Source organism: Cyanobacterium sp. IPPAS B-1200 (assembly GCF_001747005.2).
Classification (GTDB): Bacteria; Cyanobacteriota; Cyanobacteriia; order Cyanobacteriales; family Cyanobacteriaceae; genus Cyanobacterium.
In genome coordinates this window covers 836,871-861,012 of the sequence record NZ_CP182899.1, presented here as the reverse complement: position 1 = coordinate 861,012, position 24,142 = coordinate 836,871, and the positions used below count along the sequence as shown (strand labels likewise).

Annotated in this window: 16 protein-coding genes and 1 pseudogene; 4 read left to right on the top strand and 13 right to left on the bottom strand. The window is 36.6% G+C overall.

Annotated elements, in window-relative coordinates; all coding sequences use genetic code 11:
* Window position 1: 1 nt before the first annotated feature.
* The 6 genes from A5482_RS03890 to A5482_RS03865 form a co-directional block, all read right to left on the bottom strand.
* Window positions 2–1,294, bottom strand: coding sequence for a phosphotransferase family protein (locus A5482_RS03890; RefSeq protein WP_069791171.1), 1,293 nt, complete (start codon window positions 1,292–1,294; stop codon window positions 2–4).
* Complete coding sequence (locus A5482_RS03885; protein ID WP_069791170.1) at window positions 1,294–3,129, bottom strand: ABC transporter ATP-binding protein; 1,836 nt, start codon at window positions 3,127–3,129, stop codon at window positions 1,294–1,296. The genes A5482_RS03890 and A5482_RS03885 overlap by 1 nt, the downstream gene beginning before the upstream one ends.
* On the bottom strand, window positions 3,129–4,301 hold the full coding sequence (locus tag A5482_RS03880; RefSeq protein ID WP_069791169.1) for a glycosyltransferase family 4 protein: 1,173 nt from the start codon (window positions 4,299–4,301) through the stop codon (window positions 3,129–3,131). The genes A5482_RS03885 and A5482_RS03880 overlap by 1 nt, the downstream gene beginning before the upstream one ends.
* Window positions 4,302–4,311: 10 nt before the next feature.
* Window positions 4,312–5,550, bottom strand: coding sequence for a glycosyltransferase (locus A5482_RS03875; RefSeq protein ID WP_069791168.1), 1,239 nt, complete (start codon window positions 5,548–5,550; stop codon window positions 4,312–4,314).
* 97 nt (window positions 5,551–5,647) lie between these two features.
* Window positions 5,648–6,916 (bottom strand): glycosyltransferase family protein, encoded by a 1,269-nt coding sequence (locus A5482_RS03870; RefSeq protein WP_069791167.1) that lies wholly within the window; start codon window positions 6,914–6,916, stop codon window positions 5,648–5,650.
* 111 nt (window positions 6,917–7,027) lie between these two features.
* Complete coding sequence (locus tag A5482_RS03865; RefSeq protein WP_069791166.1) at window positions 7,028–8,044, bottom strand: phosphotransferase; 1,017 nt, start codon at window positions 8,042–8,044, stop codon at window positions 7,028–7,030.
* 358 nt (window positions 8,045–8,402) lie between these two features.
* Between A5482_RS03865 and argB the strand changes: the two genes are divergently transcribed.
* On the top strand, window positions 8,403–9,287 hold the full coding sequence (gene argB, locus A5482_RS03860; protein WP_069791165.1) for an acetylglutamate kinase: 885 nt from the start codon (window positions 8,403–8,405) through the stop codon (window positions 9,285–9,287).
* A 55-nt stretch (window positions 9,288–9,342) separates the two neighbouring features.
* Here argB and A5482_RS03855 read toward each other — a convergent pair whose 3' ends face one another.
* Window positions 9,343–9,522 (bottom strand): hypothetical protein, encoded by a 180-nt coding sequence (locus A5482_RS03855; RefSeq protein ID WP_141712686.1) that lies wholly within the window; start codon window positions 9,520–9,522, stop codon window positions 9,343–9,345.
* A 317-nt stretch (window positions 9,523–9,839) separates the two neighbouring features.
* Window positions 9,840–11,600, bottom strand: a complete 1,761-nt coding sequence (locus A5482_RS03850) for an ABC transporter substrate-binding protein (protein ID WP_069791164.1) — start codon at window positions 11,598–11,600, stop codon at window positions 9,840–9,842.
* 262 nt (window positions 11,601–11,862) lie between these two features.
* Here A5482_RS03850 and A5482_RS03845 point away from each other — a divergent pair, with 262 nt between their 5' ends.
* Window positions 11,863–12,936 (top strand): mechanosensitive ion channel family protein, encoded by a 1,074-nt coding sequence (locus A5482_RS03845; RefSeq protein ID WP_069791163.1) that lies wholly within the window; start codon window positions 11,863–11,865, stop codon window positions 12,934–12,936.
* 96 nt (window positions 12,937–13,032) lie between these two features.
* A pseudogene (locus tag A5482_RS03840) lies at window positions 13,033–13,152 on the top strand (IS982 family transposase); the annotation flags it as partial.
* Window positions 13,153–13,180: 28 nt separating this feature from the next.
* Here the strand turns inward: A5482_RS03840 and A5482_RS03835 are convergent.
* Window positions 13,181–14,740, bottom strand: coding sequence for a cryptochrome/photolyase family protein (locus A5482_RS03835; RefSeq protein WP_069791162.1), 1,560 nt, complete (start codon window positions 14,738–14,740; stop codon window positions 13,181–13,183).
* Window positions 14,741–14,877: 137 nt separating this feature from the next.
* Here A5482_RS03835 and A5482_RS03830 point away from each other — a divergent pair, with 137 nt between their 5' ends.
* The gene (locus tag A5482_RS03830; protein ID WP_069791161.1) at window positions 14,878–18,945 is read left to right on the top strand and encodes a CBS domain-containing protein; all 4,068 of its coding nucleotides are present in this window, start codon (window positions 14,878–14,880) and stop codon (window positions 18,943–18,945) included.
* Window positions 18,946–19,032: 87 nt separating this feature from the next.
* Here A5482_RS03830 and A5482_RS03825 read toward each other — a convergent pair whose 3' ends face one another.
* The 4 genes from A5482_RS03825 to A5482_RS03810 all read right to left on the bottom strand — a co-directional run bounded on the left by A5482_RS03825 (window position 19,033) and on the right by A5482_RS03810 (window position 24,108).
* Window positions 19,033–19,182: a RecQ family zinc-binding domain-containing protein gene (locus tag A5482_RS03825; RefSeq protein WP_369816741.1), complete on the bottom strand. Its 150-nt coding sequence runs from the start codon at window positions 19,180–19,182 to the stop codon at window positions 19,033–19,035.
* A 99-nt stretch (window positions 19,183–19,281) separates the two neighbouring features.
* Window positions 19,282–20,469, bottom strand: coding sequence for a RecQ family ATP-dependent DNA helicase (locus A5482_RS03820; protein ID WP_369816740.1), 1,188 nt, complete (start codon window positions 20,467–20,469; stop codon window positions 19,282–19,284).
* Window positions 20,453–22,270 carry a PP2C family protein-serine/threonine phosphatase gene (locus tag A5482_RS03815; RefSeq protein ID WP_069791160.1) on the bottom strand — a complete coding sequence of 606 codons (1,818 nt, stop codon included), beginning with the start codon at window positions 22,268–22,270 and terminating at the stop codon, window positions 20,453–20,455. The genes A5482_RS03820 and A5482_RS03815 overlap by 17 nt, the downstream gene beginning before the upstream one ends.
* Before the next feature lie 227 nt (window positions 22,271–22,497).
* Window positions 22,498–24,108 (bottom strand): B12-binding domain-containing radical SAM protein, encoded by a 1,611-nt coding sequence (locus tag A5482_RS03810; RefSeq protein WP_069791214.1) that lies wholly within the window; start codon window positions 24,106–24,108, stop codon window positions 22,498–22,500.
* Between the last annotated feature and the right edge of the window lie 34 nt (window positions 24,109–24,142).

Here is a 24,142-nt window from a genome sequence, read left to right as displayed (position 1 = left end):
ATCATGATGGCTTAAAAGTAGTTATAAATTGCTCAATGCGACAAAGTATGGTGTCAATCTTTTCTAACCAGTTAAATTCACAATGACGAAATGGTTCAGCCACTAATCGAAATAATCCCACGGCGATATAAAGTTGAATATGTTCGTCTGAAATTGGTTCAGGGGCAGTGGTGCGGTATCCAGCAACCAGAGCCATGGCCAGTTTTTCCCATTGTTTGGCGGATAAGACTCCCCGTAACTCATCTCGGATTAACTTAGCAATGAATGAACCTAAATCCATGGCTGGATCACCACGCACAGCACAATCGAAGTCCATAAAAGTGATGTCATTACTATTACTAAATAAAACCTGTTCCCCATTAAAGTCACCGTGAATGGGACGATGGATCATAGGTGTATTTAATAGAGCGGTAGAAAGTTCCACAGCTATATTTTGAATACGATGTTTCCACTGAGGACAAAGCCATGTTAAATCAGAAGCAAGGAGCAGTAAATTTTTGGCTTCATCACCACGAGATAAGGGTTTTAGATTCTTGGGATCTTGTTGGTGTAGTAACCCTAGCGCCGTTCCCGTTAAGATAAATTTTTCGGTATTATCAGGGGCAATGGTAATCAAATCAGCTAAAGTTAACCCCATAATCCAAGGAAAGGCTAAAAGGCGATCGCCATTAGAGTGTCCTAGTTTTGGCAAGATTTGTAATGGTGCCATGGACTTAAAAGCATGGGCGTTGATTTTGGCTTGGGGATACTCCTTATGGGTGTAGGCTTTGACGATAGCTTGGGGTTTTGTTTGTGTTGAAAGTTGGGCAACGTAGCGACGTTCAGGCTTATATCGCAGGGTTTTTAAGGTGAGTGAGGATAAATCATCATGGTCGAGTAAAAGTTGTTGTAATGTTTGCTCACGAGATCGCACATCGAATAATTTCGGTAGTCGTTTCAGGGAACTATCATTAGGCAAAAGAGAAAAAATAACGCTTTCTGGTTTGAATACAGTGCGCCCGATGCCACAATCTTGGATGACTCCGGGGCGTTGAGCATATTTTTCCAGCTTATCTTGGCTAGTAACCGCTTTGGCATAGCCCAATACAGTTTTTTGAGCAATGGTCAATTCATAACTGACAATACAACTGGTAGCAGGTTTATAACGAATGTAAGTTTTTTTTACTTGACTCAAATCCAAATGGGGAAATTGAGCCACCAGGGTGGTTGCCAAGGCATCGGTATCTAACAGTAAACCTAATCCCACTAGATCCACATCACGGCGAATTAAATAATCATCAGCAGGTAATAGCATCAATAAGTACCTCCCTGAAGTTGGTGACTTTCCTTTGCTTGTAAACCGTAGAGGGTTGCATAGCGACCATTGAGTTTCATTAACTGGTCATGGGTTCCCCTTTCTAATAACTGTCCTTTTTCCATGTACAGAACCAAATCTGCACGGACAGCCAATTCTAAATCGTGGACAATCAAGAAGGTTGTGCATCCTTGAGCTAGTTTCTGCAGGGCGTCTAAGACTTCTTGTTCATTTCCTTTATCCAATCCTGTGGTGGGTTCATCTAATATCAAAATCGGTGCTTGACGAATGGCTGCTCGGGCGATCGCAATGCGTTGTCTTTGTCCCCCAGAAAGGGTTACTCCTCGCTCACCTAATACAGTGTCATAGCCTTGGGGTAAGTTAAGAATAAAATCATGGGCGTTGGCTAATTTTGCCGCTGCGATCGCCTCTACTTCTGTACTGTTAGGGCAACCATAGGCGATGTTATCCCAAACACTGGCCGCAAACAAAACGCTATCTTGTAAAACAACACTAATTTGCGCCCGAAGGGATTGGAGGGTATAACTGCGAATATCTTGACCGTCAATGATAATACTTCCTTGGCTGGGGTCATAAAGTCTTAACATCAAGTTAGCAAGGGTAGATTTACCACTGCCAGAATGTCCAACGATCGCCACTTTTTGCCCAGGCTGTACGGCAAAATCAATATTTTGTAACGCAGGGTGTCCAGAATCGTACTCAAAACCCACATCCTTAAATTGCACTATTCCCTCAAAAGGATGAGCTACCATGGCATCAGGAAGATCATATACTTCAGGAGTTTGATCAAGTAAATCTATGATGCGATCGCCCGCCGCTGATGCTTTTGCCAGTCGTCCTGTATATTTAGCGAAATCGCGCACAGGTTTAAAGGCATTTTTAAGATAAGAGAGAAAAATTAATAAATCCCCCGGAGTCAAGGCGTTATTCAAGACCAATTCCGCTCCACGCCATAATACCAAAGACGTACCAAGACCAATTAAGACATCTACTGTGCGTTCCAAATTTGCTGCTAGGCGTTTGGCTTTTACTCCATCCTTAAGATTTTTTTTATTCTGCCCTGTAAAGACGGAAGCAAATTGATCTTCCAATGATAGGGCTTGAACAATTTTGATAGCATTCATGGATTCAGCGGTTGTAGATGCCATTGCCCCTTCTCGGCGACGTTGTTGTTTAGAAACTTTGCGAATTCGACTACTCAGACGAATAGTTACAAACCAAAATAGGGGAATCATTGCTAAGGTAAGCAGGGCTAATTGAATATTAAGCCAGAACATTATGCCCACCATGCCGATTACAATAAAACAGTTTGCCAACAAAGGTAGTAGGGCGGTAACGGTTATTTCTTGGAGTAAACCCACATCACTGATTACCCGTAAAGTTAAATCTCCACCACGGGAACTGTTATGAAAGGATAGGGACAGGGTTTGTAGATGACAATAAAGGACACTACGAACTTCCGTTAATACACGATTACCCACCAAGGCAAACCCCACCGTATTCCAATAGGCGGCTAAACCTCTTAAAGCTGTAATGAGAAATAGGGCGATCGCCGATGCCATCAGTAAGATACGAGTATCAAGGGTTTCAACGTAGGGAAAATTATTTAATGTTCCGCTGGTTTGCTCTGCAAAAATTTCATCAAAAACGAATTTAAGGGGCAAGGGTTCTAATAATCGCAACCCGATTTCAAAAAATAGTGCCGTCATGGACATAATCACCAGTTTTTGTTGTTTGCGGATATAGGGATAAAAGCGACGGAATATTCGCCATAGACTGGGTATGGTTTCTTTTAATTTTTGTGGACGAGGCATTAGGCTATTACCTCCCAATGATCATAGGTGGTTGCAAGGCTCACAATTTTGTGAACAGCTTGTTCCCATGTGTGCGATCGCACTATAGTCGCCCTCGCATTTTTGCCCAATTGATGGCGCAATTCAGGCTGTTGCCGTAATAAATCTAAGCAATGGGTTAACTGCTGACCATTTCCAGGCTCATACAATAGACCATTAAAGTCATCTTCGATTACTGATTCAATTTGCCCAATGGCACTGGCTACCACGGGCAACCCCGCCGCCATATATTCATATACTTTGAGGGGGGAAAAATAAAAATTTTGTTCTGCAGGATAGGGGGCTACCGCCACATCCATGGAGGCAAGGTATCCAGGTATTTGAGATGGGGGGATTTTGCCTGTAAACTTTACCACATCTTCCATGGCATGATCCATAAAATGCGCTTCTAAGGGCGATCGCACCGGGCCATCTCCGACAATTAACAAGCGAGAATCAGGATAACCATGGTGTAATTGAGTAAAAGCATCCACCAGTATGGGTAAACCATGCCAAGGTTTCATACTACCCACAAAGCCAACGGTAAATTTTTCACTAGGTAAAGTGGGCGGCTGATGGAGAGGAAAACGATCAGGGTTGACACCATTAGGCACAATATGGACTTTGTCCTGAGTCTGGGGATAACTCAGAAGATAATCCGCTACCCCTTGAGACACAGCGATTAATACCGTTGCTTTCTTGAATACCAACTGAGTCACCACTTCTGCTTTGTGCCGATCAATTAAACCCCTGTGGGTTGCTTGTTCCTCAATCAATGGTGCATTTACTTCCAGTATCCCCGGGATGCCTTGAGCCTGAGCATATTCCATGGCGGCAAAACTCCATAGGGCATAACGTTCATAAACAAGATCAAATTTACCAGCCTTTTCCAAAGTTTTTAACAAATCTCGGTTGTGGGCTAACAATACTTGCTCTCGCCAAGCAAGATCATCCCCCTTGGGGGCTTTGGGCAGTTTATGTTGTGGTACAGATGCCAAATCCGTAGGAGCTTCTCCCCCCCAACGCACAGCAAACAATTCCACTTCATGGCCCTGTTGCATAAGGCTACGGATAACTTCTTGGACATGGATGGAACATCCTTTATAACCAAATACGGGAATCCCCGGATCTGTGCATATATAGGCAATTCGCATTTTTTTCCTCCTAAACTTTTATTTCTTTCTTCGATGTAGCGTTATTAAATACTGTTCGCAATTTAGCTGCGTTACGATGAATATCAAATTTTTGTTCCATGAGTTGTCTGGCTTGGGTTGCCAGTTTTACTCGCAAATCGGCATTTTCTAGCAGTTGGGCGATCGCCTCTGCCAAAGCCACAGGATCGTTTTGTGCCACCATTAATCCTGTTTCTTGGTGCCTTAACACCTCTGGAATCCCCGTTAAATTGGTAGAAATGCAAGGAGTACCCAATGCCATGGCTTCTAATAAAACCGTGGGCAAACCATCTTTGTTACTGTCTCCTCCCACTACACAGGGGGCAGCCATCAACGATGCCGACTGCATCAATTTGGTTACTTCCCCTTGGGGGCGAATACCCAGTAACTTTACCTGCTCTTGTAATCCTAATTTTTCAATCTGTTGACGCAAATTAAGTTCTTCCTCTCCTGCCCCTGCGATTTCACAGGTGAAGGTAATACCACGCTCTCTCAAAATTTGACAGGCATCAATTAACACTGCAAAGCCCTTTTTTTCCACCAGTCGCCCCACTGCTACAATTTTCGCAGGACGATGTTGGGGGGATGCAAACTCATATCTTTGTAAGTCCAAGCCGTTATAAATAAGTTGCACTTTTTGGGCGATCGCACCATAAGTTTGCTGAAGATAATCGAGATTATACTTACTGATGGTGACGGCCGCCGCCGCATCGGTTAATTTACTTGCATATTCCGTTGGCACTACGCTTTCATGAAAAATATCTTTGGCATGGGTGGTAAAGGTGTAGGGAATTTCGGCAAAATGACTGGCTAGTCTAGCGACAACGGTGGCGGAGGTGGCAAAGTGGGCGTGTAAGTGGGTGAAGTTTTGTTCTCGGGCAATACAGGCTAGTTGAATGGCTTTATGTAGTCTGTGTACGTCTTCTCCTTGGGCAAATTCTAGTTTCTGCCAAAAATTGGGAATAACATAACTTGCTTTGTCAAATACATCCCATAAGGTACTTCCCCTGAGATCATGGGAAAATAAATAAGTAACGGGCGATCGCACCTTAGCAATAATATCTTGAAAATGTCCATCTAGGGGAGGATGAAGGGCAAAAATTTGTATTTCTAATCCCGCCGCCTCATGGGCAAGAATTTCTGAAACCACAAAAGTTTCAGAATAGCGAGGATAACGCTTGAGGACATATCCCACTTTCAGAGGATTTTTTATAGATGTACATTGATTCATTTTTTTGTAATAGTAACTAAATAAAAAAGTAATAAAAAGTTATTATAAATATATTTTTTATGAATAAATATTATAAAAATAAATATTATAAAAATAATTAAATATTGACCAATATTTTCTTATCAGAAAAATTATTATTCTCTATTTGATCACAAATATAACCTAAGTATTGAGGAATTTTTTTTAATCCTTGAAAGTCAATATTTTTATGCACTTGGGGAAATATTTTTTCTGTTTGTAACCATTGAGTTAATGATTCTGGAGTTAACTTATCAGGGTGTAACATATCCACTAATCCTAATTCTTCTAATCTTTGAATGCGAATTAATTGTTCTTGCCGGGGATTTACTCTAGGTATGATTAATGCTCTTTTTTCAAAAGATAAAATCTCGCTGGTACTATTGTAACCACCCATAGAAATTACCCATTTTGCCTCTTTCAAGAGTAAAGTAGGCTCTTTCACATATTTCCACACCCATAAATTAGACCTAGTTTTTGCAAAATCAAATAATTTTTTTTGAACCTCTGAGGGCATAAATGGGCCTGTGATAATTATTCCTTGAACATCTTTTGGTAAAGTTGTTTCAGCAAAAGTAAGCGCTAAATTAGCCCCGTCTTGTCCTCCTCCCACCATGCACAAAGCCAAGGATTTATTATTGAGATTAAAAGTTGATTTATTTGATGTAAACTCTAATCTTGTGCGTTGGTCTAAATACCCTGTATAACGAAACTTATCAAGAATATCTGCTGAAAATTTATACTCTTTGACTGCATCATAAATATTAGGATCTCCGTAAATCCAAACCTCATTATAATAGTTACGAATTATTTTTTCATTCTTCGCTTTTTTCCATTCTTCCTCAACAGTTTTTGGATCATCTAATATATCTCTTAAGCCAAGAATGCGGAAAGTTTTGGTTTCTTTTTTGAGATATTTTAACGTTGGTTTTAATTCTCCCATGGCACCCTTCGGCACGTTGTCAACTATTAATATATCTGGTTTAAAACTTTGAATAGTCGCTAAAATAATGTGCGATCGCATCTTAACAATTTCACCAATAGACATCTGCCAACGCCTAGCCTCGTAACCCCCCTCACTATTCTTATATAAAGCAGGGAGAGTCACACAATCAATTCCCTCAACCGTTTCAACCTCATTACTTTTATTCGTACCCGTAATTAGTAATATATCAACATTTTTTAGAGAGATACCTAAGTTTTGAGCAATCAGCATATTACGCCTCTTATGCCCCAAGCCCATCGTATCGTGAGAATAAAGCACTATCCGCCATCTCTTACCCATGGATTTCTCTTTGTTACAAATTGCCCGATCACTCAAAGATGTGACACTAATATTACTATTCATAGATAATGATGTAACGAAATATGGTTAACATTTGTTTAAGACGCTAAAAGTATTTAACTTTGTTCCCCACAAATTAGTTGTTATTACGGATACTTTATGAAAACTATATATTTATGAGCAAATTGAATATTTTTTCTCAAACATAGTTAATTGAGTCTCACAATAATCCAACAAAAAAGGAGTAGTACAATGACGATCAACAAACTGGGTACTAAGATATATATGTCTTATGAGCGTCAAAATGGTATAAATTGTAACAGCTTGTCTTTTGTTCTCTCCTACCAATTTAATAAACTCATTTTCTACAGTTTTTTCTTGACCTTTTAAAACGCTAAAATCACCATATTTTCTCAAGCTATATTCTGTAATATGTCCCATAAAATTACCTATATCAAGAGCAGGATTACCTAGACAATATAAATCTAAATCTAATAAATAAAAATGATCTTTATTGACAATAATTTGATCAAAATAAAAATCTCGGTGGATACCACACAAACTATCATCCTCTTGAATATGTTGACCGAGTTTATCACAGGTATTTAAAATATATGCAACTCGACATTCCCACTCAGGAAAATCTCTTAAAATTAAAGGTAATTTTTGATGAAGAATCGCCAATTCATCTGCAATAACATGGGAACGAAAAGTGGGAATATTTGCACAATGTAGCTTATGGGCAACATGGGCAATTTTTTTTACTATATTTAAATCAATATTCGGGGTAAATAAATCTCTTAAAACTTCTCCCGATACCTTTCTCTGTAACCACATTTGCCACTCCGGGATAATTGCTATTGGCTCAGGTACAGAAATTTTATCTAAACAATCATCATTAAAACCATTTTTCCATAGCTGTTTCTGCACGTTATAACTTTTAAAATCAGTACCCTTTGCTCGTATTTTTCCTATTAAAGCTAAAGAATTTTTGCCATCAAAGGTGAACTCAATTAAGCAACGTTTTTCAGGTTTATAACGAATAACTTTTATTTCTGCTAACTGATAATTGGAAATTATATTAGGTAAATGTTTAGAAAGATGTTCTTTAACCCGTTTTGGAGATAAAAGTTCTCTCAAAAAAGGCATTTTTACATCATTATCTAAATCATAATCATTAACAACTCTCATTTTGTTTATAACTATAAATGCTTGTTATCATATTTAAATATATTAACAAAACAACCTTATTTAAAGGTGAAAAATTTTAGGTATTTTTTAGGGTCATAAAAACTTAAGTAGGTTGGCGAAATTAATTATAGCTCTTATTTTATTAAGACTCTTATGAACAAGGGGTTTAAATCCCTTGCCTAAATCGATTTAATTATGCCTACTTACTTTGAATCAGAAAGAAAATAAATAGTTAATTGTCCATTCTTAAGACAACCTTCTGGGGAAACCCGACTCAATTGTTTTGTATGAACAATTTTGATAGTATCTTGTTATTAAAGTAAATACTCATCATGTCAAAATATAATCAAACATCAAAATGGTAGAGAACAGGGAAAGCGAATATTACAAAGAGTCAGAAGCAACCAGAGTTAGAGTTTTAAGCGAAGCACTACCCTACATCCAAAAATTTGCAGGACGTACTATTGTTGTGAAATATGGTGGTGCTGCCATGAAAGATGGTTCTCTAAAAGAAGGAGTTATCAGAGATATTGTTTTCCTTGCTTCAGTGGGTTTAAATCCTGTGGTAGTCCATGGAGGAGGCCCGGAAATTAATATTTGGTTAACAAAATTGGGCATCGAACCTCAATTTAAGGATGGTTTGAGAGTTACCGATGCACAAACCATGGATGTAGTGGAAATGGTGTTGGTGGGTAGGGTAAACAAGGAGTTAGTTACCCTCATCAATAATGCTGGAGGCAAGGCAGTTGGTATATGTGGAAAAGATGGTAATTTAATTCAAGCACGTTCTGTCAATCGTGAAAAAGTAGGTTTTGTGGGGGAAGTTACCAATGTTGATAGTTCGTTAGTTGATTCCTTGGTAAAAAGTGGCTATGTGCCTGTTATTTCTAGTGTGGCGGCGGATATTGATGGACAAGCCCATAATATTAATGCTGATACTGTAGCGGGGGAAATTGCAGCGGCTTTGGGGGCTGAAAAATTAATTTTGTTAACGGATACTCCTGGAGTTTTGAGGGATTATCATGACCCTTCTACTTTACTTTATAAGTTATCAATTCAGGATGCCAGAGATTTAATTGATGAAGGGGTGGTATCTGGGGGAATGATTCCCAAGGTGAATTGTTGTGTGCGCTCTCTTGCTCAAGGGGTGAAAGCTGCTCATATCATTGATGGTAGAATTCCCCATGCTTTATTGTTGGAAATTTTTACTGACGATGGTATTGGTTCAATGATTGTTCCTTAATTTTGGGGTATTGGGGGTGAGCTTTGGTTCACCCTTTTAATTTTTTCCCCAAGTTTTAGCGTAAATCAAGAATGTTGTCTTTCAGGTTATCAGCAATACGGGATAAAAATGTAGAGCGGGAATGTTCTTGGGAGTTATTTTTGTTTTCTTTTCCATTGGTCGCTTTCACCACAGATGCTTGTTGATGCTCTGTATTTTTGGGGTGTGACTGGGAAAAGACTTTCATGATATTCATAAGGCAAAGCTCCTATATTTTTTATCAAAGAGAGTGGCTCATTGTACTCTTCATTTTTGATAAATTAACTAATTCTGATTATCTTGGATGATGTTTTTTTTTTCATGTTTTTGTGATATTTATTCTTAATTTGTTGCATTTCTTCATATGATGAAGCACTATTTATTACACTGATAACTACTAATTTTTAATAAATTGAACTTCATATAATGATTGAATAAAAATATAAGAAATAGCTTATTTTTTAATCTGTACAGCTTGGCGATACATCAATCAAAGGTCAATTAGTAAAAGAAAAATAACTGGTATATCTATTTCTACTCATCAGCAATGGTTAATTCTTCAATGTTCCAAAAAGCACCACCAAGGGGAGAATATTCTACTCCTTGAATACGATTTCTGACGGCGGATAGGGAATAGGGATTCACTAAATAGATGAGGGGTAAATATTCCATGGCTAGTTGTTGGGTTTGGTCATAAATTTCTTTTCTACGGTCAAAATCTAATTCCCTCGCCCCTTGCACATATAAATTGCCGATTTCTTCTTCCCAGTCGGCAACTACTCGTCCTTCAATGTCTTCTCTCCCTGCTTGGGGTTTTTGGTTAAACAAGTGTAAGTTTCCGTCGGGATTCCAAAGGTTGATGCCCCCATTTGGTTCGTTTCCCCCAGTAAAGCCAATAATATGGGCTTCCCAATCGAGGGAGTTACTGAGTTTATCGACTAATACGTTAAAGGCGATGGGGGTAAAGTCAACGGTGATACCAATTTTTTCTAAGTCTTGTTTGATTTGAGAGCCTAGGGATTCTCTGATGCGGTTTCCTGCGTTGGTAAGAAGGGTAAATCTGACGGGGTGGTTTTCGGCATCGAAAAGGTTGCCGTTATCATCGTATTTAAATCCTTCTTTTGTTAAAATTTCTTTGGCTAATTCGGTGTTGTATTCGTAGCCTTCGACGGTAGGGTCATAAAATGGTGATTGTACGGAAATAGGGGAGTTTTGTTTTTCTCCTAATCCTCTGTATATATTATTGATCATTCTATCACGATCAATGCTATGGGCGATCGCCCTTCTAAACTCCACATTATTAAACCACTTGGATTTATAAGACGTTACCAACGGATTACCATCCCTCATACCTTGATTGAGATTAAAAGCCATAAAAGTAGTACCATAGGCAGCCCCACCATTGTAGATGGTAAAATCCCCCCTTTCTTCCTCCCGTTTAAGCAGGGAAAAATATTCAGGAGAAACCCCAATGGAATCTAAACTGCCAGAGCGAAATTGTAACAAAGAAGTGTCCGTTGATTCCACAATTTCCCACACCACATCTTCAATATAAGGGAGGGAATTGCCCTGCTCATCTGTTTGCCAATAATAGGGATTTTTAGTAAAAATAACTCGCTGAGAAGTAGAATAACTTTTTAATTTATAACGACCATTTACTATTAATTGATCAGGCGGAGTATCCACACCCCAAAAAGAAAGAAATAAAGGGTTTCCATCTCTGTCTTTTTCTATTACTTTTTCTTCTAAAATATGTTTAGGTAAAATAGCTAAACCTGTACTTTCTAAAAAAGGTGCAAAAGGTTCATTAATGGTAAATCTAACTTGTCTATCATTTACCTTTGTCACCGTGGGCAAAGCACGACTTTCTCCCACTCTCAAACTATCCCTTGCATTACTAGGAATTTCCTCATTAAGGTATAGTTGATTATAGCTGAATACCACATCATCTACGGTTAAAGGCTCTCCATCAGACCATTTTAAATTCTCTTTGAGAGTAAAAGTAATATTTAATTGATCATCCGAAAATGTCCAAGACTCCGCCAATGCAGGTTGAATTTCCCCTGTCATGGGATTTTCTTCCACCAATCCATCGTAGGTTAAACCAAAAATATTAGGAGACTCTTGAGACAAAACGGCGTTAAATGTTTTAGGATCACTTAATATCGCCTGAGTTATTTGAGATTCTGGCATTCTAGCCTCTGCCATGTCATTTCTTGCACAGCCTCCCAAAAAAGTTACACTTATCAGCAAAACCAGAGTGATATTGACTACCTTAAATAACCAAGAAAACATACATTAAATTTAATCAATCTTTTTTTTACTTTTCCCATGTTATCGTATTATTTGCAATACTAATGGTAAGAGGGAACTTAACAACTAATATTTTTGTGAACAATTTTTACCTATAAAATTACAAAAAAAATTGTTAAAGAATGGTTATATCATCTTTTCCCATAGTTACGGGGTTAAAGTTGACTAAAAATAATCACTATACTTATAAATTACCAGTATAACTATTAATTATTTCACTTATTTTTAATTTATTAATTATTTCATGGATTTTACTTTAAATGAGTTATTTAACATTTCTCCTAATTTACGAAGTTTACTAACTGATATTGCAATTGTTATTGTTATTTTAGGAATTAGTTATTTTATTCTTAAAGTTGGTAAAAATTTATTACTTAGACAGCTTAGAAAATTTACTCGCAAAACGGAAACTGATCTTGATGATCAGATTATTGAAATTGTTAATAAACATATCATACCCATCGGTTATTTTATTATTTGTTATCTAACTTTTAAGGAAATACAAATAAATGAAACAATCTTGGGACTTGCTAGAACTTTTTTAAGTATTGCTATTACTTTTTGTACGTCACGATTTTTAGTTGATTTATCTAGAGTTGTTATTAAATTTTATAGCAAAAAATATCATTATTCTAATTCTATTGTTGAGAAAAATATTGATGCTCTTTTTCCTGCTATTCGAGTAGTTATCTGGACTTTAGCGGGAATATTTATAGTTAGTAATCTTGGATTTGATATTGGTGCAATTGTTGCAGGACTTGGGATTGGTGGTGTTGCGATCGCCCTTGCATCCCAAGGCATATTACAAGATTTGTTCAGTTATTTCGCTATTTTATTTGATCGTCCTTTTGAAATATCGGACCTTGTTTCAGTAGATGAATTTACAGGATATGTACAACATATTGGTATTAAAACCACAAGGATAAAAGCCCTAACGGGGGAGGAGTTAGTTTTGGCAAATACCGACTTGACTAACTCTCGTCTTAGAAACTATAAAAGAATGCAAAGTCGCCAGGCGAAAATAAAATTGGGCATAATTTATGAAACTGATAATAGTCTTTTACCTAAAATTCCTACCATCATTGAACAAGCCCTAATTCCTTTAGAAAATATTACTTTTGATATTGCTTATTTCTCTGAGTTTGGAGATTTTAGCTTAGATTATGAAGTTATTTATTTTGTCCATAGCAATAATGAATTAAAGATATATCGTCAAGCTCAACACGAGGTCAATCTTGCTATTAAATTCGCATTTGCAGAGGCTGGAATTAAATTTGCTTATCCCACCGCCCTTCACTATGTAAATCAGGTTAAATAAAGTTATTTAACCTAATTTCAGGATAAGAAAAAGAACAAATAGTAAGCTAAAACTAACAACAAATTTAAATTACTATATTGTCCTATATCTAATTTAATAGAACACTCTCGTCATCATTCACCAGTTAATTTTTGTACTAATCTTCTTTGTGAATTAATTGCTTATTGTCATGTACTAGAAAATCCTTCTGTTCATTTCGACTGGCTTGTACCTTAATCTGCTTAACCCCAGCCTACCTTAACTATCAATTATTTACCATTCTTTTTTTTGCTAAAAATCTAATTTTTTCTAAGTCTTTTGCTGACATTTTTTCCAAATGTTTTAACACTAAATTCATCCTGCCTTGGGTGCGTAATTTTTCTTCATGCCTAGCTAAAAAATCCCAATATAAATAATTAAAAGGACAAGCATCTTCCGTTAATTTTTCCTTGGGTTTATAACGACATCCCTTGCAATAATCACTCATTTTATTGATGTAATTAGCCGAAGAAGCGTAGGGCTTTGATGCTAAGATACCCCCATCAGCAAATTGCCCCATACCCAAAACATTGGTTTGCATTACCCAATCATAGGCATCAATGAAGGCAGTATGAAACCAGCTTTTCAACTCTTGGGGGGAAATTCCTGACACCAAACCATAATTACTCAAAATCATTAATCGTTGAATATGGTGGGCATAACCAGTGTTTTCCGTCTGTTGTAACACTTGATGTAAACAATTCATATCAGCTTTTTGGCTATCCCAAAAAAAATCGGGGACAGGGTTTTGATGATCAAACCAATTGCTAGTAAAATAATCATCATCTACGTGGTGATATAGTCCATACATATATTCTCGCCATCCAAGTATTTGTCTGATAAATCCTTCTACAGAATTAAGGGGATAATCTCCTTTATGATAGGCATTTTCTACTGCTTTAATTACTTCTAATGGTTGTAATAAGCCAATATTTACATAGGGAGAAATTAAACTATGCCACATAAATTCTTCTCCTGTAACCATGGCATCTTGATATGTTCCAAACAAATTTAATCTATGATTTATAAAATGTTCTAATACTTTGAGAGCATCTTCTCTTGTTACTGCCCAAGTAAAGTTATCAAGTTTACCATAGGTTTTCTCTTTAATTTTCCTAACTTTTTCGATAACATCTAAGGTTATTTTATCTGGTTCAAAAAATAAACTAGGGGGAGTTTGAAGATTCTTTTTTGGTGGTTGACGATTTTCTTTATCTAAGTTCCATTTTCCACCGATGGGTTTATTTTCTTCGGTCAATAAAATATTAAATTTTTTGCGACTTTCTCTATAAAAGTCTTCTAAGATTAATTTTTTTCTTCCTTTTGCCCACTGGTTAAATTCTTCTTTTTGCCATAAAAAGTTACTATTGGGAAAAAGTTTGATATGACAATTTATATTTTCTTCGCTGAGGAAGCTAAAAAAAGATCTATCATGGTTATTAGATGAAACAATAGTGTTATTAAAAGGTACAGTGCGATCGTCACTGGGACTCATTAATCTTAATTCTGTAATTTGATGGGTTGTTATCCAATCGATGAGAGATTGCTGAAAGTTATCACTAATGGCGTAGGTTACTGGCCAACCGTTTTTTTTCAACTCTTCGGCAAAATGACGCATTGCAGACCAAATTAACACTAATTTTTGGCAATGATAGGTATTTAAAGAGCCTAAATTGAAGGATTCTACTAAAATAATCGGAGTATCTTTTTTAATATCTAAACAACTTAATAAAGCAGAATTATTTTTATTTAATTGATCTCCTAAAATCCAAATTCCTGTAGTCATAATAATTAATTTAAATATTTATTTACTTACTATAATCTAATGTCAGTCTAAAACTATTATAGTTACTAACTATCAAAAAAAATTAACCCATAAAGTTTCTTCTTAATCATTCATTTTTCCTTATCAATCAATAACGAATGTCCACGGATAAAAGTCCTCAACTCATGAAGCACAAAGTCTTAAGTAACAACTATGTAACGGTAAAACTAGATGCCAGTTTATTAGATGTTGTTGAACAACTAAGTCAAGTAAAACCAGATAATTTAAAGGAAGATACTACTTCTAAATATGCCCGTGGAAATAGGCATTTTAGTTGTGCTTTAGTTGTCAATAATGAGCGTTTAGTAGGATTAATTACAGAGAGAGATATTGTTAAACTTTCGGCTCAAAATTCTTCCCTAGAAAATATGGTGGCTGCACAAATAATGACGAGGGATGTAATTACTTTTGAGGAGGAAAAAATTGGCAGTGTTTTAGAGTTAGTAGATATTTTAAAAACTCATAAAATTAGACATTTACCTTTAGTAGATAAACAATCAAGGGTAGTGGGTATTGTCACCCCAGAAACCATTAGGGCAACTTTACAACCCCTTGATCTTTTGAAGCATCGTCATGTAGAAGAAGTAATGAGGCGTAATATCATTTATGCTTTTCCATGGCAAAAATTGACGGATTTAGTACAGTTAATGGCAAATAATTCCATTAGTTGCGTGGTGGTAGTTGAGGAAGGAGAAAATAATCAGGTTAAACCCTGTGGGATTATTACAGAAAAAGACATTGTTAGGTATCAAGCCCTTCGTTTGAATATGGAGGAGTTGGAGGCGCAGCAGGTTATGACAAAACCTCTGAAGGTGATTAATGGAAATTCTTCTCTTTGGGATGCCCATAAGTTGATGGAAAAAAAAGGTTTTCGCCGTTTAGTAGTGGTGGATAATGAGGGTTATCTTCAAGGGATTATCACTCAGAGTAGTGTATTAGAAGGAATTGATCCTCGTGAATTACAAGATGTTATAACTGTATTAGAGAAACAAGTTGAATTATTAGAAAATAAGAATACTGAGTTATTAAAACAGGTTGTTAGACAACAACAGGAAAGTTTGAAAGAAGCGGAGAAAAGAGAGAAGTTATTACTAGATATATCGTTGCGAATTCGCTCATCTTTGGATTTGAAGGAAATTTTACAAAGGGCGGTGGATGAGGTAAGAAATTTATTGTCGGTGGAAAGGGTAGTTATTCTCAGGGTATCTGAAAATTGGGAAAATCCTTTTTTGATTGAGTCGATTATTGATTCAAAATATTCTTTGAAGGGAAGAATAATTCGTGATGCTTGTTTTGAGGAGTTGTGGTTAAATTCCAAAAATGTTTTTCCTACGGTTGCCATTGAGGATATTTATGACAGTGATTTAACTGAATGTCATGTGGATTTGTTGGCGAGTTTTGGTATTCGGGGTAATTTGGTAATTGGTTTGGAGGTAAACCAATGTTTGTGGGGGTTGTTGATTGCCCATAGTTGTGAGGATATTCGCCTTTGGAAGTCAGAGGAAATTGAGTTTTTAGATAAGTTAGCGATTCAGTTGTCTATTGGCATTCAACAGGCAAGTTTGTTAAATCAGGTGAAACAAAATAGTGTGGAATTGGAAAAAAAGGTGGCTATGCGTACTTTGGAGTTAACGAATCTTAATCAAGAGTACCATGAAGAGTTGATTAAATCTAATGAGATACAAATGGAGTTGGAAAAAACGAAGTCAACTTTGGCGGGTATTTTGAATGTTGCCCAAGATGGCATTATCTCTATTAATCATGAGCAAAAAATTATTATGTTTAATCAAGGGGCAAGTCAGATTTTTGGTTATACTCTTGAGGAGGTTTTGGGTAAGCCTTTAGATATTTTATTGCCTGATAGGTTTGTGGCTTCTCATCGTCACCATGTGGAAAATTTTGATGGGGCAGGGCAAGTAAATTCTTGTTGTCGTATGAGTGGTGATAATGATGATAAGGATTTTGTCATGGGCAAGAGAAAAGGGGGTGAGGAGTTTCCTTTGGAGGCTTCTATTTCTCGTTTGGTTACTCAGGAGGATACTATTTCTACGGTTATCTTACGGGATGTAACTCAAAAGAGGGCTTTGGAGGCGGAAAGAAGGAAGTTAGCCCATTATTTGGAGGTGAGTTTGAATGAAATTTATGTTTTTCGTGCGGATACTTTTTTGTTTGAGTATGTGAATCAGGGGGCTTTAAATAATATTGGTTATAGTTTAGAGGAGTTACAAGGTATGACTCCGATAGATGTTAAGCCTGAATATACTAAGGATAGTTTTTTGGAAGTGGTTAATCCTTTGTTGACGGGTGAGCAAAATATTGTGGTGTTTAAGACGATTCATCGTCGTCAAGATGGTAGTTTGTATCCTGTAGAGGTACATTTACAGTTAGTGGATGAGGGTAATGATAGGGTATTTGTGGCGATTATTTCGGATATTACGGAAAGGGAAAGGGCTGAAAAACAATTGAAGGATGAGTTGGATAAGAGTTTGTTGTTGGGCAATATTACGGATAAGATTAGGCGCACTCTTAATCCTGATGATATTTTTGCGACGGCAGCGCAGGAGATTGGTATGGCTTTTGAGGTGAATCGTTGTTTGATTCATGATTGTTTGTTTCAGCCTTTCTTTTCTATGCCTTTACGGGCGGAATATTCTGCGGGGGATTATCCTTCTATCATGTCTTTTCCTGTGCCAATTCAAGGGAATGTCCATCTTAATAAAATTTTATACCAAGAAGGGGCGATCGCCTCTAGTAATGTTTATCAGGATGATTCTTTTCAACCGATAATCGGTTATTGTCGCAGTATTCTTCTCAAGTCAATTTTAACTATTGGTACTTTTTATCAGGGCAAAATTAATGGGGTAATCATCCTTCATCACTGTGATTCTTTCCATGAATGGACGGCTGAAGAGCTTGATTTGATTGAATCCGTGGCGGCACAGTTAGGAATTGCGATCGCACAATCTAACCTTTTAAAACAAGAGAAAAGACGACTAAATCAACTAGCATTTAAAAATCATGAGTTGTCACAGGCAAGAAAAGAAGCAGATTCGGCTAACCGTGCCAAAAGTGAATTTTTAGCCATGATGAGTCACGAAATTCGCACTCCCATGAATGGAGTAATTGGCATGACAAATTTGTTGGCTGATACTCCCTTAAATCCTCAACAAGAAGACTTTATTAAAACTATTCGTCATAGCGGAGAAAGTTTATTAATTATCATCAATGATATTTTAGATTTTTCCAAAATAGAGTCAGGTAAATTAGAGTTAGAAAATGAGCCATTTAATCTACTAGAATCAGTTAACAGCATCATCGATTTAATGAAATTTCAAGCCCATGCTAAAAATATAAAATTAATATATAAAAAAGAACCTTTAAAAAGCGAATATTTTAGAGGAGACGTTACTAGACTTCGACAAATTCTATTAAATTTAATTAGCAATGCCATTAAATTTACCAAACAAGGTACTGTAACAATTAACATTACCAGTCACACAGTTAATGAAACAAAATGTATTCTCAAATTTACCATAAAAGATACAGGTATTGGTATTCCTAAAAATAGACAAAATAAATTATTTAAACCCTTTTCTCAGGTAGATAATTCCATTAGTCGCCATTATGGTGGTACAGGGCTAGGATTAGTTATCAGTAAAAGACTAGCAGAAATGATGGACGGGGAAATGTGGTTTGAAAGTCAAGAAAATGTCGGCTCAACTTTTTTCTTTACCGTTGTTTTACCGATGTCTAGTAACCCAAAAGATGTTATAAATAACAACTTAGATAACCAAGGTTTAAATCAATCAAAAAAATACAAAATTTTGTTGGCTGAAGATAATAAAGTTAATCAAAAAGTCGCCATGTTGAGCTTAAAAAAAATAGGCTATCAATGTGATATGGTTGCTAATGGTTTAGAGGTAATTGAAGCAATTAAAAAAGTAAATTATGATATTATCTTTATGGATATACAAATGCCAGAAATGAATGGTTTAGAGGCAACTCGTTGGATTAGGGAAAATAACACCCATCAGCCCCATATTATCGCCATGACAGCTAATGCCATGGAAGGGGATAAAAATATTTGTCTTCAAGCAGGAATGAATGATTATCTTACTAAGCCTCTTCATTTAGATGAATTGAAAGAAGTATTAAATAAGTTTTGATGATAAAGTCAAAATGCTTGTCAAGTAAAGCCACTATTAATAAGACAAACTTAAAAATAGTACAACCTCATTATTCTTAATTCTTAATTACCTTTTGGTGCAATTGTCACAGACACCACAACGAAAAGAAGTACTCAAATTATTATTAAAGACTCCCAATAAAAAAGCCCAGCGACAATGCTTAGTGGTTAAATAATCTTTCATTTGCATCATTAACTGTTTTTCATAATCAATCATCTTTTTTATTACCTTTTCAGGCTTATTTAAACATAGTTTATACTCAAAAGGATTTAACCATTTTAATTGTTTTGCTGTGGTTAATATGCCTAAATATAATTAATTTTTGTCAGTTATTGAATGGTGAGATTTATTAGATAGTTTTGTTATTAATACTTCTGTTTCTTGGTAATATTTTAAAGTTTGGGCAAGGAAAAAAGCCCGTGTTTTTTTGTCAGTAGGATCAAATAATCCTGTAAATTCGCTGATAATACTTAGGGCTTGGCTAGGTTTTCCATCTCGTCCTCCTCTTCCTATTTCTTGAAGATAATCGGACAATAATAGAGGTACTTGATAATGAATTATCCATCGTAAATTTGCTTTGTTAATACCCATCCCGAAAGCATTGGTACAAACCACAAATTTTACTTTTTCTTCTAACCAATCTTGTTCTATTTTTCTTCTTAGGTTGCTAGGTAAACCACCATGGTAGGAATAATTATTGTAACCTTTTTGGTGAAGATAATGGGAAATATTTTCGGCTTCTTTTCTAGTTCTAATATAGACTAAACCACTGTGGTTTTTTTTACTATCTAAAAATTTAATTAATTCTTGTTTCCTTGCTTTGGGTGTCCAAATTTGTTTTACTTTCAGTTGTAGATTTTGACGGTAGGGGCTAAGGATAAATTTTTGGGGATTGATTAAACCTAGGGTGTCGGTAATAATTTTTTGGGTAGGTAAGTCGGCGGTGGCAGTAAAACAGGCGATCGCCATTAGGGGGTGATTATGCTTTACTGAAAGTAAACTAGGGCGAATGCTGCCTAAACGGGTATAGCTAGGGCGAAAAGTTTTGCCCCACTGCACCAAACAATGGGCTTCATCGATAATCAGGCTATTGATAACCAAGTCGGGATGACTAATAATTTGCCATATAGGGGGGCTAAGGAGGGTTTCAGGGGAAAGGTATAATAACTTTAATTGTTGCTTTTCTAATCTATATATTACCCCAGTGCGATCGCCCCTAGCCATTTCACCATGTAAAAAATCTGCCGCCAACCCTTTACCCTTCAACTCTCTAACCTGATTTTCCATCAAAGCGATGAGAGGAGAAACCACCAAAGTTAAACCATCCTGAAGTAAAGCAGGTAACTGGAAACAAATAGACTTACCACCCCCCGTAGGCATCACCACCAGACAATCTTTTTTTGCCAAAAGAGACTCCATTACCTGTGATTGAGGGTAGCGAAAATCATCATAACCCCAAATATTTTTTAACTCTCTACGGAGTAAATCAAGCTGATAAGCCATGGTATGGTAAATCCAGAGAAGAAGGATTAGAAGGACTATCCGAAGACTTTGATTGATACAATATCCCTAAAATAATGCCTACAACCACCAATAAAAAAGCAATGCTATACTTATAACGCTCAAAAAAATCATTCTTTTTCATCACCGTCACCGCCGACAAATCAGGCTGGGGTAAATCAGGCAAAACCTCTCTTAAAGTTGCCCAAGATAATCCCCTCTGTTTTTGTGCATCTACTCTCAAAATCTGACAATGGACTAAACCAATGGTGACATTATCATGACCATTTTTAGTTAAAGCAATATCCAACAAATGGGCAATACTTTCAGAAAGAGAAACTTCTTCCCCTAAAATCGGTAAAACCTCCTGACGCCAATATTGTTCAACCCTTTCAAAATCAGATAAACCATCAGAACATAATAACAAAACGCAATCCTCATCAGGAATAATTCGTTTAATGTGAGGACGAATATTTTTAGCATAATCTGTACCCAAAGCCTGAATTAAAGCCCCCGCTTGGGGATTACTGGTCATTTCTCGATAAAAACTATAACCTAAACGCACCTCCCTCGATGCCAAATCATCATCCACTGTTAATTGATGACAGCCCTGAGAAGTGATGAGGTAAATCCGTGAATCTCCCACATGACCAAAGTATATTTCATGATCTAAGGCTAGGGTTAAAACTACCGTAGTACCCATTCTATCTCGATCTTTACTTCCTTGCGCATTATTAATCTCTGTAATTTGGTCATTGGCTTCGGACAAGGCAGAGAGGATTTTTTCTTTGTCAATTAAAGGTGTCCAATTTTTGCTATAAAGGGTATCTTTTAGTTGTTTTTGATAAATTTGAGTTAATTCTTGCTCTAGGGTAGTTATAGCCAGGTTAGAGGCTATTTCCCCGCCTTTTTGCCCCCCTAGTCCATCACAAATAATGGTCAAAGTATTGATTCCTGAAACGTTTTCTTTTAATTCTAGGGGGCTAGGATAACAAGCGTCTTCATTATTACCTCTTTTCTTGCCTGGATCTGTGGTGGTCAGAATATGATATTTTCTTTGATAGTATTCTTCCCCTAGTATAAACAGGGCTTGATCTAATATTTTAATTAGTTCTCCTGTACTGGTAATGAGTTTCTGCTGTAAGCTGAGGATAATATTTGTTAAAACTTCTTGAATTATTTCTTGGCTATTTTTTATTAAGGGTTCTAATAAATTGCCCAAGTCTTGTAAGCTAGGTTTATTGTGATTGTCGGGGCTTAATTCCATTATTTTGATAATGCCACCATCAACCCTCAGATTATCTTGGGCCAAGAAACTAGATAAGACTTTTTGTTTTTTGAGATAATACCAAAGTTGTCCTATTTGCCATAGCCAATTTAATTGTCTGAGGGGGGAAGCCTCTGCCCAACTACTGCTAAGGGTGGGGAAAATGTGAGGATAAATTAACTCACCAGAATCATTTATGGGGGTGCTTTGATGTTCTAATAACCAAGTATTTGCGATCGCACTATATACTTGAGGTAGGTGCAATTTTTGGGTAAATAAACGTTGATAGGGAATTATTTCTGAGGGAATATCATCCCCAAAAGTAGGAATTTTTTGAGGTTTAGTATCTAAAACAACCTTATCATTAATCACATAAAAGCGATCGTCAATAAGAGTCTGAATCTCGAAACATTGAGCCTCCCCATCCATCACCCATAGATAACGCCGAGTCGTAGGAGTATTGCATTCCTGACAGATACTTTCATCCACCGAATTAGTAGCATTACATTGAGGATTGATGCAGTGAATATGGCTCATAATTCAAGAACAGCAAAAGTGAAAAAACGAAAATAAGATAGTCTCATTGTAACTGTTCCCATAAACATCCTCAAATTTATTTACTCAGTCAAAAAGTTTAATTGAGTAGCAAGTATAACCACGAAATGTGACAATAAAATACTCAATTAGACTTTTTTTTCTTACTGGGGATGATGATAGTTAATGAGATTTTAATTTATTTTGTTTTGCTTGTGTTGACCTTTCTATCAGCTTATCCCATTGGGTAAAGACATTTGTAGATGTTTAACCAGAGTCTCATCAGGTAAAGCCGTTTTGAGGTGACTCCAGGGCAAAACCTGCTCTAACTCCCAATTATCATGAACATAATAATCTAAACTAGGCAGTTGCCCTTTTAATTCCTTAAATGCGCGTTTATAACTACCCAGAGTATCCCCATAAATACGAGTTAATAATAACAGTTTAGTTAAGCGGCGATCGCCCCTAGACATTAACCCTTGAATTACAGACCAATTATAACTCTCTGGGCGAAAATCTACCCCTGCTTTTGCCAGATTTTTTTGTAAATACTGTAAACGCTTTTTCGACTGCTTATTTACCCCAAACCACTGGAAGGGAGTATGGGCTTTTGGCACAAAAGTACTGCAACCGAGAGTAGTTTTTAGTCGGGGCGAAGCCTTTTTAACCGCCCTCATCATCTCAACAGTGGCATCCAAATCACTATTATCCTCTTGGGGTAAACCCACCATGCCATAAAACTTAATCGCCCTTAAACCACCCTTTTCCGCATTGATAGACGCTTGGATAATTTCCTCATTTTCCAACTTTTTATTAATCATTTGGCGAATTTTTGCCGAACCACTTTCAATGGCGATGGTAATAGACTTGGTATCCCTTTTGGTAAGGGTTTGGGCTAATTTTTCCGTTACCGTATTAGTACGCACGGAAGCAATACTGAGGCGTACATCATCATATTTTGGTTGCATGATATAGTTTAACAACTCCTCAAACTCGGGATGTTGCGTCACCGATGCCCCCAATAATCCCAAGCGGTTAGTATATTTTAAACCCTTTTCAATAGCAGGAATTAACGAACCTTCTAAACTAGCGGTACGAAATGGTAAAGTAAGATAACTTGCCAGACAAAAACGACACATTTCGGGGCAACTGCGCACCACTTCCACCATAAAAATATTTTCCCATGCCGCCTTTTCCGTGACAACGGTAGAAGCCGATAAGACATTTCCTCGATAGGTTTGTTTTTCCACCACCGCAGGAATGCGCTCATTAATGGGGGTAATAGATTTAATTTTTCCCGTTATATCTTCATATTGCACATGGTATAAATTAGGGCAATAAATACCGGGGGTTTGGGCTAAATGGATTAATTTTTCTTGTCTATCACCGTTTCTAATTTCTTGGAAACTATCAATAAAATTATCAATTAAATTTTCTCCATCTCCTAATAAGATAACGTCAAAAAATTCGGCAAATGGTTCGGGATTAGCGGTCAAAACAGGGCCTCCTCCAAATACTAAAGGATGGTTTTCTGTTCTATCTTTGGCATAAATAGGAATTTGTAATTGTTCTAATAAATCAAGGATATGTACATAGTCTAATTCCCAAGAAAAGGAGAAGCCTACTATTTCGGGATGACGGGGTAATTTTTCTTCTATATCAGTAAATAAACGAGTAACTTCTACATCTTCACGGGTACTAAAATTTGCCCAAATTAATTGATAACCTAGGCTGGTAATTCCTACGGTATACTCATTGGGAAAGGCGTAGATAAGGGAGATGGGATTATTATTTTTGGAAGTCGGGGTAAAAAGTAGTTTTTCGGAGGAAAATAAATCCATGTTTTTTAATTGATAATCATGATTAAATAAAGTT